The sequence below is a fragment of the Chitinophagaceae bacterium genome, from assembly GCA_016717285.1.
GTDB lineage: Bacteria > Bacteroidota > Bacteroidia > Chitinophagales > UBA10324 > JACCZZ01.
In genome coordinates, this window is sequence record JADKFU010000005.1 from 823578 (window position 1) to 837295 (window position 13718).

Genomic DNA, 13718 nt, shown 5'->3' on the forward strand with positions numbered 1-13718 from the left:
AAAAAAAATCCGCCCCAACGTATCGGGGCGGATTTGCAATTACTTACCTGAAATTTTAATCTGCTACATTCAATTTAATCATCCTGTTCTCATTCAAAGTTCTCACCTGCACGAAATACATGCCGTTGGCAAGTTGTGGAGTTTGAAAGTAGATCGTGTGATTTCCGGCAGAGAGTTGTTCATTCAATACTTCCGTAATCATCCTTCCTGACAGATCTGTAATTGCAATGTTCACATTGTTTGCTTCCGCTAAATTAAGTTCAAGTGTGGCGCTTGTGCTCATGGGATTTGGGTAAACGTTGATGCCTGAAATTATTTTTGGATCATTGATAGCAGTGTAAACGGAATTATTAGGTGTCCAGTTAGCCCAGCCAAGAGTCCAATCGGTTGTGCCAAATGCTCCACGAAAATCAACTGCTTCAAAAAATGGATCTGTAAGATTGGTTGCTGCGAAAGAAGCACCGCTCAATGCAGGGGAACCAACTGCAGGAGTTGGATTAGGTCCGGCAAGATTGAATACATCAGTTAACATCACATCGGTGTTTGCAGTATAAATGGTATTGGAATATGCAGGCGTGTTAAACCAGCCGCTGATATCAAATGTGCTGCCTGATGCTACTTCAAAACTGCTCGCACAACCGGAAAGAATCGTATTGCGAACCTGTAATATGTCGGCAGTTGCATTTGCTTCTGAAGAAGCGCCATCCACCATGATTCCGGTTGGATAGCCCATCAGGATACTGTTGTAAATACAGGCCTGTGTATTTCTGCGAAGGTGTGCGCCGCGTTTATAACTTGCATTAAATGCATTACTGGAAGTTACTTTAGGTCCGGCAATAGTAACATTGGAAAAAAGTGCATGTGTGTTCGGTGCATTTGTTGATCCTGTTGCATCATTATCTGATTCGAATCCGTTTGATCCGCTGATATCGGCAATGTTCGGATCGCGCAGCGAATACAGGAATTGGAGTTTACCGCTGAAACCATTGTCAGTATCAAAATCATCATCCAGACCGCGGAAGGCAATAAGGTATTTTGCATTTACTGTTCCACCAAAAAATTCATACGAGTCATCACCTGAATAACTTACCTGAATGTGTTCGAGCACGGTTCCTCTTCCAACACCACCGCAGGTTAATCCATTGATTTCATTGTTGGGTGCGAATGCAATTCCGGGAAATTCAATTCTCACGTAACGCAGAATTCCTGAATTGTCATTGTCGTCAGGAGCAGTACCACCACCATAAGTTCCGTTGCCTTGTCCGTCGTCTACGCCACCTTCAATAATTGCTTCACCACCGGCCTGGTTGATGGTTGCTTTACCTAATAAAATTATTCCGCCCCAATCTCCATAAGTACGGAAACCTGTTGGGCCGTTGGAAGTAAAAACAATGGGTTCAGCAGCCGTTCCGTCAGCCATCAGCTTTGCACCTCGTGAAATTATGAGTGCACCTTTCGAAAATTTATCGCCTTTGATCAGTGTGCCGGGTTCAATGGTCAAAGTGGCACCATTGTTAACGTACACAAATCCTGTGAGAAGGTAAATGTTGTCCTTCGTCCATGTTGTGTTGGTGGTAATGTAACCTGAAACTACCTGTACAGGAACTTGTGCAAACACCATTGTTTGTGCACTAAGCATAGTAGCCAGCAGCATTAATGTTGTAAATCTTTTCATGATTGTTTTTGTTTGCGCAAAAGTATTTTCAGGATGTTACTTCCGTCTTAACACAAGTTTAGTTTAATGTTAAGAGATCACAATTTGGAAACACGGAGATAACACAGCGGCTCATAAAATGAGCAAACATGAATCAAATGTTATTCTATAGTTACTGAAATGAAAACAGGAGTGAGCTATTATCAATATTCATTGAATAAGATTCTTGTTGCTGATTGCATTCGGGTGTGATTTCACACATGAAATTTCTATTTAAATACACTTGTGTAAAGACACTTACGTCGGCTTGAAGGCTAGGAGAACTGATAGTTTCAATTGCCCTGGTGCGTGTCTTCACAACGAAAATCTTTCTTATAGCTAACGTTAGTGAAGTAAACACGTTGGCCTGACTGATTGATGTTGTCAGAAATTATAGCTGAAGGAAAATGAAATGTTTGTACCCAGCTTTTGTTTGGTAATGATGGTGTCATCAACATTTTCATCCAGCTTTCCATTGTCATTTTGATCCTGGTAGAAGGTGAGGCTCTGTGCAAGAATGTCGTTCATATTCAGCTTAATACTTCCACCTTTAAAAATCCTTTTGCTGATTTGTGCATCCAGCAATGGACGACGGTCTTCATAAATATCAGGATAGTTTTTATCGCCGATTGCATCAATTCTTCTTCCGATCTGATTGAAGAACAAACCAACTCCAAATTCACTTACCGGTTCGGTATAGGTAAATCCAAAGTTGATGATGTAAGGTGATTGACCTTGTAATGGTCGTTCAGGTTTCCATGCATTCGGGTCATTGGATTGATCAACTTTTGATTTGATAAGCGCCAGATTGGTACTGAAGGTGATGTTTTCAAATTGATTCCAGTGAATGAACTTACTGAAGAAATCAAGATTCTTTCGCAATTCGAGTTCGATACCATAAACTGTTGCGACATCTGCATTCACCCAGGTAACAGTACGCGATCCTGCACCTGAACCGGGATAGACTTTTTGTTCAATAGGATTGTCGAATTTTTTGTAGAAAGTGCTGACTGAAATTACCTGACCATTGCCGAAGAAATTTTCAAATTTCAAATCGTAGTTATTGATGGATGTGCGACCCAGTGAATCATTTCCAATGCGGCTTTCCATTTCATCAAAATTATAGAAGGAGAAAGGAGCTACTTCCCGGAACTCAGGTCGTGCAACGGTTTTTGAATAAGCGGCACGAAGATTTATTTTCCTGGTAAGTGAATAGACAAGATTTGCAGAGGGTAAAAAATCAAAGGGGAGTTTATTGAAGTCTCCGGAGCTTGTTTGATAATCGACAGGAGTACCACCATATTCAAATGAGGTAAGTTTCTGATCAAAGAATTCAATGCGTGCGCCCCAGATCAAACGCAATTTTTCCGTCAATTGATTGTCAAGCATTGCATAATAAGCATGCAACTGTGATGAAGCTGTGTATGCATCAGATGGATTAGTGATTTCATCAATCCGGAATCCTGTTTCACTGATATTTTCGTGTGAAAAAATTTCATCCGGACCCTGAAAAAATATTTCCGCATTTCCCGGATCAGAATAGAACTTCCCAATATCATATACAACATAACCCAGCACACGCGCATCAAAATCACGTGATTTCCATTGGTGGAAGGTTCCCATTTTAAAAGTGCTGGTATTTTTCATGAACACAAACGGAATCGAAGCGTTGACGCCAGCGCTGTAATTATTTTCTGAAAGATCTGAATAAAACTTTCCCCCATAGTTTGGAGAAGCGGAACCAAATGGAACATACGTGGTGTAAGCTGAATCTTCATAGTTCTTAAAATAATATAACCTGCGGTAATCAGGTTGATTACGCGTTGTTTTTGAATAGGCCCCATTCCAGCCAATCTTGATTTTAGAACCTTGCAGATAATGATACCCTTCCAATTGACTGGTGAACAAACTGTTTTCAATATAATTGTAAGCGTACGCCTGCACATCGCGCACGTTGCTGAATTCATCACCGGTTCTCACCGTCATGATGTCATCGGTATTTACAGTGTATGAATTTTTGAAGGTGATCCGGTTATTGTCGTTTATGCTGTAAGCGAGATTCAACAGACTGCCCCAGGAAACATTGTTCTTGCATTGAGCATCGTTATATTCATATTGTGGTGTTCCATCAGATGCAAAATCATATCTCGTATAATTCGAGAGCTTATTGGAACTGTTATAGGTGGCTCCACCAATCAAGGCAAAGTTGCTTGATTTACCCATGCGTTTTTTATAGCCGCCAACTAATTGACCATTGAAACCAACAGGTGCCGATTTCCCTGATTCAAACGCCCAATCGTTTGGAAGCAAACGCGAGTAATCGAGAATTTCTGTATTCGCTGAATTGGCAAGACTGGTAATGGTTTCCGTTCCGGGAAAACCGGAAGGCAAAGCACGCGTGCCATCATCCATTCCGAGCCAATCCGTTTTTCCACCCTGATAAGAATACCATGTGTTGAAGTTAGCAAGTGTATTGATGCTGGTACCTGCACTGATACTCAGAAAATTTTGTTCCGGCACATCACGTGTATTGATGGTTACAACACCACCTGCAAAATCACCCGGCAAATCAGGTTCTGCAGTTTTTACAATGATGATATTATCGACAAGAAAGGAGGGAATCAAATCGAAGGAAAAAACTTTGCGGTCAGGTTCTGTGCTGGGCAATGGCGAACCATTCATCATCGCAATATTGTACCGGTCAGGTAAGCCACGCACAATTACAAATCGTCCGTTTTGAATGGTAACACCACTCACACGCTTTAACGCATCACCTGTATTTTTATCAGGCGTTTTACGAATGATATCTGCGGAAATTCCATCAGAGACAGAAGCAAAATTTTTCTGCATGATCAACAAAGAGTTTACATTTTCTTTGCTAAAGGAAGAGGTGACTACCACTTCTTCCAATTCATTGGCATTGCTTTCCAACGCAACTTGCAGACTGGTAACTTCGCCGGCTTTCACTTCAACATCCTGAATGACTTTACTGTTGTAAGAAACATAAGTCACGAGTATATGGTACTTACCCGGCTGAAGTCCGTCAAGAGAAAACCTTCCGTCAATATCGGTAGCAGTACCAATCTCTTTATGGTCTTCAATTGAAACGGTAGCTCCGATAAGATCTTCACTGTTTTTGCTGTCAATAATGTGCCCTGCGATAGAGCCGGATTGTGCAGCAAGCATATTGACTGAGAGGAAAATTAAGAGGATAGCAGGGAGTAAACGTTGCATAAAAAAATTTTTGCAAAGAACCTCCTATGGTTTAACGTTTCTATTAAGCCGGTGTTAAGTAATGGTTAACTCAGGATGATCAGCATATGAATGGAATGTTTCCTCAATGTTTAACTGAAGAATTGCTATGTAGTCTGTTCATGTAAAATTAATCTGTCTGAAACCTTGAGGTAATAGCGGAACACAACTTTTGCATAAAATCCACTACATGAAAAAAAACACTCCGCATTTACAAAGTAAGTTGAAAGCATATTCGGTGATGGCCGGTTCGATGTTAACGGTATCGCAGTTGGCAGATGCACAAATCATCCATCATCAAATAAATGACACCACGTTCACAGACAGTCAAACCGGTTTATCTTTTGATTTGAATAACGACGGCATAACTGATTATACTTTTTTCCTGATTAAGAGTGACTCAGGATCAGTTATGAATCATTTGGTGGATGGCTTTGCTTCCAATGTGAACAATGAAATTGCAGGTACAACAGGCGCAGGCAGTTATGTATATCCGGTTGCGATTCAGCCTGGAGAAAAAATAGGAAGTGATCTCGAATGGCATGCCTATGGATCTTTATTCTGGGTATTTGGCCAGCATTATACTTCAGGTGCGGGTACTCCACTTCAGTTGGGTAACTGGTTGGGAGAAACAGAAAGATTTACCGGTCTTCGATTAGGAATCGATGGCCATCAATATTATGGTTGGTTGCGGATGGATGTAGACAGTTTTGCAAATCAGTTTACAATTAAAGATTATGCCTATCAGGCAATCCCTGATTCTTCCATTATTGCAGGAGATACCGATGTTATAATCAGTGGTGTACCTCAAGCTGTGATTGACAATCGCATTAGTATTATTGCTTTCGAAAAAAATGTAATCATTACATCAACTGCCTCTGGCAACAATGACCTCGAGATTACGGTGGTTAATATGCTTGGTGGAATTGTGCAGCGAATAAAGACAAAAGAAAACCAGGTACATCTTGCGTTGACAGGACTTCCTGATGGCATTTACCTGGTAACAGCGCAAGGAGCAGGAATGAGGTTGACCAAAAAGATTTCGATCAAATAATTAGTACCTCCATAGTTCGATAAGTGAAGAAGAGTGGCACATCGCCGCTCTTTTTTTATTGATGGAAACTGTTCCTTTGATTTCAGTCATCATGCCTGTTTTATTTATTGAGTTAAAGTAAATTAATTTTGTCAGATCAATTTGTAAAAATTCCATCGGATAGGGATTCCCACATAGCTTTCGCAACTGATCCGATGGATGGATCGTGCACTTTTCAAGGCTCTGCTTTTATACTACTGTTGTGTTAAGTTTGAATTGACACTAACTTTGGCAGGGTTTGCAACATTTAATAGCAATGATGATACGCTATATGATCCCTGCCAAAGTTTACTTACAGGGCACAACTAACCACTTGCTTTATTTGGATTCACCTTTGATCATCGTTATTACCCACAAAAAAGCGGGGCACCTTTTCAGGCGCCCCGCAGAACTGAATTAAAAATTAACTATTGGCTTATTTGGTAATCACGAGTTGGTGCGACAAAACATCTTTGCCATCATAAATATTTACATAATAAATCCCGCTGTTCATTTTCTGTAAATCAATTGTGCGGGTAAAGGTACCATCTACTGTAATGTTATCCATGCGGTCAACCATTTGGCCGAGAGAATTTACGAGTGTGATGTTAATGATTTTTGATGTACCTGAAGTGATTTCAATACTTACATTGTCCTTTGCAGGATTCGGATAGATGTTAACTCCTTTAATTGCGAGTTCTTCTGCCTCCATTCCCAAACGCAAGGAGGTAGTAAATGTCTGAATAGCTGTGTAAGCAGAATTGTTTCCTCCGCCGCATTCACTTCTTACACGGAAATCGTAGGAAGTATTAGCGAGCAGACCACTGATAGTAGCATTGGTTGCAGCGGTATTTACACTTGTCCAGGTAATGGTTGTTGTTTTGCGATACTGCAAATTGTAAGTAGGCGCATTGCATGTTCCGGTCCAACTGATTTTTGCTGTGGAAGAAGTAATGTTTCCGGCAGTTGCATTAAGAGGTTGTGCGCAACCGTTCGTAGTATTGTCTGTTTTATTAACATATGAACTTTTTGTTCCACCCGGACAAAGAGTAGCAACAGATAAATCATACGAAGTGTTAGGTATTAAACCGGTAAATTTATAAGTGAGTGCTGTAATGGTTCCGGAAATATTGGTCCATGTTGTTGTACCCGTTAATCTATAGCGCAATTTGTAGCCGGAAGCAACGCTTACCGCATTCCAGCTTAACTCCATGGAGCAGGCTGTTTTATTGTTTATTGTTACACCGGTTGGTTTGGGAATATTGGCACTTGCTACTACATAAGATGCGGATTTGCTACAGGAACCTGAACTAACGGTTACTGTATAAGTAGCAGGAGCAAGTCCGGAAATGTCCTGAGTGGTAGCACCATTCGACCATAAGTATGCGAAAGGAGCAACACCACCGGATACAGAAAGATCAACAGCACCTGTAGACGGACAACTTGATTTTGTAATTACTGAAGTAAGCGTGGGTGCAAGATTAATGGCTCCGCTGTAGGTAGTATTGTTAGGATCGAAGTTGGCCCATATTTTTGTCCAGTCAGTAGCACCAAAGGCACCTACAAAACTTCCTGATGTAAAGAAAGGATCTGTCAGGCGCGCATTGGAAAAACTTGCTCCGGACAATGCAGGTGATCCTGATTGTGGAAGAAAATTAGGATTGGTCAGGTTAAACGCGTCTACAAGATTGATGCTGCTGTTATTTACATAAGTAGCGTTTCCACCCTGTGATGTAAAATAACTGTTGATGTCAAAAGTGCTTCCGGCATTTACTGCAAGATTGGTTGTGTTTCCTGCTAAGTAATTATTTTGAAACTGAAGTGTGTTGGCAGATGCATTTGCTTCTGTTGATGTTCCATCAATCAACAAACCAACCGGCCAGCCCATGATGAGCGAATTATAAACGGAGCAGGAAGAATTCCTTCTTACATGTTCACCACGTTTGAAGTTGGCATTAAACGTTGAAGCAAGTGTTGCAAGCGGTCCGAGAATTGTCATGTTTGAAAAAACAGGTAATGTGCCGGGTGTATTAGTGGTTCCCGTAGCGTCATTGTCTGATTCAAAACCATTAGAACCCGAAACGTCAGCTACATTTGGATCGCGCAGTGTAACACCGTACTGAATTTTACCACGGAATCCATTGTCAGTATCGAAGTCATCATCCAATGCACGAATGGCGATCAGGTGTTTGCAATTTACTGTACCACCAAACCATTCATAGGAATCATCGCCTGAATAACTTACCTGCACGTAATCAACAGTAGTACCTGCGCCTACGCCGCCCATTGTCAACCCGTTGATTTCATTGTTCGGTTGAAAAGCAATTCCTGGAAATTCGATCCGCACATAACGGAGAATTCCTGAGTTGTCATTATCATCAGGAGTTAAACCGCCACCATAAGTAGCATTGCCATCTCCATCATCAACACCACCTTCAATAATGGCTTCGCCGCCGGGTTGGTTGATAGATGCTTTTCCTAAAATAATAATGCCGCCCCAATCTCCATAGGTGCGTGATCCAACAGGTTGCTCAGAAGTGAAAACAATTGGCTGGCAAGGCAAACCATCTGCAATCAGTTTTGCACCTCTTGTAATAATGAGTGTGCCTTTGGTGGATTTCTCACCAAGGATTAATGTACCAGGCTGAATGGTAAGTGTAGCGTTGTTATTTACATACACAAAACCACTTAACCTATAAGTGTTGTTGCTTGTCCACGTTTGATTGGTGGTAATGTACCCGGAAACGGTGATGATTGAACCGAATGCCTGAGTTAATCCTACAAGCAGGATTGCCGCGAATGTTAAAAGTTTCTTCATGTGAAAATGTTTTTTGGTTATGCCCGCAAAAGTATCTGCAGCTTGTTATCACATCGTGTGTCCAACATTACTATTGAATGATGATAAGCTTACGGGATTGTGATGCAGACATTAAGCGAAAATGAAGGATACATTAACGGAATATTATGTCGATTAAAGAATCCGTAATGTGATTGATAGGATGCGGAAATTTTATTTTTTTCTTGCAGTAGTAAAATACACCAGTTCTTCCAACGATCTTCTGGAAGGAGAATCAGGAAAGGAAGTGAGCAGTTGCAAAGCATCTTCTTTATAGGTATTCATTTTTGACATGGCATATTCAATTCCGCCTGATTGCAATACCATGTCGATAATTTCATTCACCTTTTCTTTATTGTCGTGATAATTCTTGATGGTGTTGATCACTTTTCTTCTGTCAGCGCTTGTTGCATGATTCAACAAATAAATTACAGGCAGCGTCATTTTTTTTTCTTTGATGTCAATACCTTTTGGTTTGCCGGTATCTTCGGTGCTATAGTCCAGCAAATCGTCTTTGATCTGAAAAGCGATCCCGATTTTCTCTCCGAATAATTTCATCTTCGAAACTTCCTCCGTAGAAACACCGGAAGATGCAGCGCCACAAGCGCATGCAGATGAAATCAACGTGGCGGTTTTCTGCCGGATAATTTCGAAATATACTTCCTCGCTGATATTGAGCTTACGTGTTTTTTCAATCTGCAATAATTCGCCTTCACTCATTTCCCGCACAGCATCAGACACGAGTTCCAACATGCCGAAATCTTTGTTGGAGATAGAAAGCAGCAATCCTTTTGATAGAAGGTAATCACCCACGAGCACAGCAATTTTATTCTTCCAGAGTGCATTGATGGAGAAAAATCCCCGGCGTTCATAAGAGTCATCCACTACATCATCATGTACAAGTGTTGCAGTGTGAAGCAGTTCAATCAATGCTGCAGCGCGATAAGTTTTTTCAGTGATCTCGCCAAACATCTTAGCCGATAAAAACACAAACATCGGCCGCACCTGCTTGCCTTTGCTTTTCACAATATAACGGGTGATGGCATCGAGCAACGGCGTATTGCTCTTCATCGAGTCGCGGAATTTTTGCTCAAATAGCTCTAACTCCTTCGCGATAGGTGCTTTGATATGATCTAAGGTAGTGGACATTGGCAGAGCGTGAAAATAGCGGATTTTAGAGATTGTTGATGTGGGAAGGGGAAGAGTGAATGGTGAATAGTGAATAGTTAATAGTCATTAGTCAATAGTCATTAGTCAATAGAAAGGGTAGGAGCATAGTGTTCATTTCATAGATTCAGTTCATAACAGCAATTAAGCATCGACTTTGCCATAACCATCCAACCATATTCTGCCAGAATACCTAAATTGCCACGCGTCAAAATAGCTGCCACCCAAACACACACTTCTTGTCAACAATTAAACAATTGGATAATTAAACAATGGCTAAATGGCTACATGAATATATGGCAGTCAGCCCATGCACACACCTCGTGTCAACAATTAAACAATTAAACAATTAAACAGTTAAACAATTAACATAACCATTGCAAACACTTCCGCGATATACCGTCACCCTCATCTTTCTTGCCGCCACTATCGTCTACGTAATTGGTTTGTTCATCAATGTAATGGAAGTAGATGCAGCGCAATATGCTTCTATCAGCCGCGAGATGCTGGAGAACGGAAGTTTTCTGCAAGTGCTGCATCGTGGTCAAAATTATCTTGACAAGCCACCTTTGCTATTCTGGTTGTCGGCATTTTCTTTCAAGCTATTTGGTGTCAGTAATGTTGCGTTTAAACTGCCAACATTTTTATTTACACTGTTCGGAGTCTATTCAACATACAGAATTGGAATATTGCTGTATAACAAAACCACTGGAATTGTTGCAGCCATCATTTTATACACCTGTCAGGCATTCTTTCTTTTTAACAATGATGTAAGAACGGATGCATTGCTCACGGCCAATGTTGCATTTGCGTGCTGGCAGTTGCTGGAATTTTCAAACTCAAAAAAATGGTCGAACCTGTTGTTGGGATTTGCAGGAGTTGCGTTAGCGATGATGGCCAAAGGCCCGATTGGTGCAGTAGTTCCGGCTGCTGCATTATTTTCACATTTTGCTTACCGGTGTGAATTAAAAAAACTGTTGTGGTGGCAATGGTATGCCGGAATTCTATTTGCACTTTTATTAATGCTGCCGATGTTATACGGTTTGCAACAGCAATATGGAAATGCAGGTCCGCTGTTTTTTTTCTGGACCCAAAGCTTTGGTCGTATCACCGGCGAAAATGTGTGGCACAACGATACCGGACCCTTTTTCTTCGTGCATAACTTTGGCTGGTCGTTTTTACCATGGACTTTACTTGCTGTGTTTGCATTGCTGTTTTTGATTTTTCAATTTATAAAAAACCGGTTCAGCACTACAGCTATTCCTGAAGCATTTTCATTGGGCGGATTTGTTTTGCCTTTCATTGCACTATCATTGTCGCACTACAAATTGCCGCATTATATTTTTGTGGTGTATCCATTATGTGCTGTTATGACGGCTGGATTTATTTGTATTCAAGGCAACAGTCATCAAAAACTGTTCAGCTTGCTTCGACCGATTCAATTTGGGATTTCGATTATACTGATTGCAGGAGCAATGTACTTAAGCAGCATTATTTTCCCAACAGATAATTTTGTGTTTTGGATGGTTGCAGTTATGCTGATAATATGCGTGGGATACTTTTTCTTCCTTTCAAAAATATACTGCAACAATTGATCATGCCTTCAGCAATGGCCATGATCACCGTCAATTTTTTATTAAGCACACATGTTTATCCCGCTTTGCTTAAATATCAATTTGGAAGTGAACTGGCAACTATCGTGAAAGAGCAGCATATTCCGGTCAACGAGATATATTTTTATAAATGCAGCAGCCATGCTTTTGAATTTTATACGCAAACAATTGTCCCTGCTATTCATGAAAATGAACTGTCAGCAAAGATCAGTTCAGGCAGCAATTGCTGGGTGATTGGCAGTAAAGATTTGCTTCTTGAAATAAAAAAAGAGCAGTTGCAGGCAATGCAACAGTTTGAAGTAAACTACTATTCGGTTTCGCTACTGACTTTAAATTTTCTAAATCCCGAAACCCGTCGGCAAACATTAAGGAAGATGTACCTGATAAAATTATGAGCAACTACGCCACATCATAAAGACTAATCATCGGCTTCGCCGCAACAATTAAACAGTTAAACCATTTAGCAATTACATGATACCGAAATTGTCAGTGTGTGTCCCCTCAACTCTTCTTCTCCTTCACACCTTCCAAATGATTCAAAAGCTCATCAATCTGTTCCGCACCAATCCGCTTAGCTCGAATCACTTTCTTATCGTCCAGAATATAAATCACCGGCGTACTGTAGATATCGTACAACTGTCTGAAATTGCTCTGATGATTTATATCGTTAACATTAATCCAATCCAGCTTATTATCGCGGATAAATTTTCTCCACTTTGCATCATCCACTTCAATGTCTACGGCATACACCTGCACGCCTTTGCTTTTCCATTTATCATACACCTCTTTCACTTTCGGAATTTCCTTCTGGCAATGTCCGCAGTCAGGATCCCAGAAAATAAGAATCGTATATTTTGCAGGAACTTTGCTCAGTATCTGCCATTGTCCGAGGGTATCTTTTAAAGCCAGTTCCGGTGCAGTATTTCCAATAATGTTCGGAGCAATTTTCCGGGCGCGGTCAACAATTTTTACGAGTGCTGCAGAATCCAGCCAATAAGCTTGTCCGGTCATGTAATATTTCTCCACCATGTGCACAAACACTTCATCCATTCCCATCACCTTCGATGTTTCATAATTATAAGTGATCCACCAAAGCACATACTTAAACACTTCGCTGTCGGCTTTTGCTTTCTCTACCAACAGCTCTGCTGACACATTGATGGAATCAGGTGTTTGCGGCGTGAGGTCCTTGATATATTTTTCCACTTTAGGTGCAAAGAGCGGTGTGCGGAGCAAACGGCTATCTGAAAAATCTACGTTGTCGAGATAATGACTTTTATAGTAGCGATAAGCGAAAGTGGAATCTTTTCTGCCATTGGGCAATGTGGGAATCTCTTTGGGAATTTCCGGTTCAGGTAAGGTCGTGAAAATTTTTGCAAGGAATGTCTCCGGATTTTGCTGGATGAAATTTTTCCGGTAACCACTCATCTTTTCATCGTTCGTTTTTAATTCCGTACTGATGGCCGAACTATCTGCTTTTGTTTTGGCTGTCTTAAACTTTTCCTGCGTTTCCATCGATTGCTTTTGCAACTGAACAGCAAACTTCAGGTATTCATAAAACTGTTCATTGTCTTTGGAATTTTTCACCTTCATGTTATTGATCGGATCATCCCAGGTTGTTTCCATGCTGAAGTGCTGCTCTTTATCTACCAGCATTTCGAAATAGCGCTTATCAGGAAATACAAAAGGTAAATCCCGCCAGGCAGACTTTTTCTGCCTTCAAACACCACCGTGCCAGTCACATCGGATCGAACCGTATCCTGAATGTATTGCTTATCACCATAATAATTGGCGAGGAAGCAAGGCGTATCTTTCATCGCCGGAATATGAACGATGATCTGGTAGCCAGGCTTCTGGGCAAAAACATTAAATGAAAAAGTGAACAGGCAACCTAAAATGACTACAGCAATGAGTTGAATTTTTTTCATAGAGCGGTAAAAATAAAAGGTTTTGAAATAGAGAGTGTCCGGCATGGTTTGTTTAACAACTTTTTAAGAAAAACAAGAGCAGTCAAAGGATGACTTAAAACGAGCCTTCACAAATGCTTTGAAGTCATCCGATCACTTAATAAGCGTATTTTAGTAA

9 protein-coding genes are annotated in these 13718 nt (G+C 40.8%); 3 read left to right on the forward strand and 6 right to left on the reverse strand.

Going from position 1 to position 13718, the window contains the following annotated elements; all coding sequences use genetic code 11:
- Nucleotides 1–55: 55 nt before the first annotated feature.
- Together IPO83_13220 and IPO83_13225 are read right to left on the reverse strand one after the other, a co-directional pair.
- Nucleotides 56–1675 (reverse strand): T9SS type A sorting domain-containing protein, encoded by a 1620-nt coding sequence (locus tag IPO83_13220; GenBank protein MBK9732219.1) that lies wholly within the window; start codon nucleotides 1673–1675, stop codon nucleotides 56–58.
- 402 nt (nucleotides 1676–2077) lie between these two features.
- Nucleotides 2078–4927 (reverse strand): TonB-dependent receptor, encoded by a 2850-nt coding sequence (locus IPO83_13225; GenBank protein ID MBK9732220.1) that lies wholly within the window; start codon nucleotides 4925–4927, stop codon nucleotides 2078–2080.
- A gap of 208 nt (nucleotides 4928–5135) precedes the next feature.
- Here IPO83_13225 and IPO83_13230 point away from each other — a divergent pair, with 208 nt between their 5' ends.
- A complete protein-coding gene (locus IPO83_13230; GenBank protein ID MBK9732221.1) occupies nucleotides 5136–5999 on the forward strand; it encodes a T9SS type A sorting domain-containing protein in 864 nt (287 codons plus the stop codon).
- Nucleotides 6000–6453: 454 nt separating this feature from the next.
- On the opposite strand, the gene IPO83_13235 is transcribed toward IPO83_13230, so the two are convergent.
- Nucleotides 6454–8835 carry a fibronectin type III domain-containing protein gene (locus IPO83_13235; GenBank protein MBK9732222.1) on the reverse strand — a complete coding sequence of 794 codons (2382 nt, stop codon included), beginning with the start codon at nucleotides 8833–8835 and terminating at the stop codon, nucleotides 6454–6456.
- A 192-nt stretch (nucleotides 8836–9027) separates the two neighbouring features.
- Nucleotides 9028–10002, reverse strand: a complete 975-nt coding sequence (locus IPO83_13240) for a polyprenyl synthetase family protein (protein MBK9732223.1) — start codon at nucleotides 10000–10002, stop codon at nucleotides 9028–9030.
- 395 nt (nucleotides 10003–10397) lie between these two features.
- Here IPO83_13240 and IPO83_13245 point away from each other — a divergent pair, with 395 nt between their 5' ends.
- Together IPO83_13245 and IPO83_13250 are read left to right on the forward strand one after the other, a co-directional pair.
- The gene (locus IPO83_13245; protein MBK9732224.1) at nucleotides 10398–11615 is read left to right on the forward strand and encodes a glycosyltransferase family 39 protein; all 1218 of its coding nucleotides are present in this window, start codon (nucleotides 10398–10400) and stop codon (nucleotides 11613–11615) included.
- 2 nt (nucleotides 11616–11617) lie between these two features.
- Nucleotides 11618–12028 carry a hypothetical protein gene (locus IPO83_13250; protein ID MBK9732225.1) on the forward strand — a complete coding sequence of 137 codons (411 nt, stop codon included), beginning with the start codon at nucleotides 11618–11620 and terminating at the stop codon, nucleotides 12026–12028.
- A 106-nt stretch (nucleotides 12029–12134) separates the two neighbouring features.
- Here IPO83_13250 and IPO83_13255 read toward each other — a convergent pair whose 3' ends face one another.
- The gene (locus IPO83_13255; protein ID MBK9732226.1) at nucleotides 12135–13289 is read right to left on the reverse strand and encodes a DUF5106 domain-containing protein; all 1155 of its coding nucleotides are present in this window, start codon (nucleotides 13287–13289) and stop codon (nucleotides 12135–12137) included.
- A complete protein-coding gene (locus IPO83_13260) occupies nucleotides 13280–13561 on the reverse strand; it encodes a hypothetical protein (protein MBK9732227.1) in 282 nt (93 codons plus the stop codon). Before IPO83_13260 ends, IPO83_13255 begins: the two co-directional genes overlap by 10 nt.
- Nucleotides 13562–13718 lie beyond the last annotated feature (157 nt).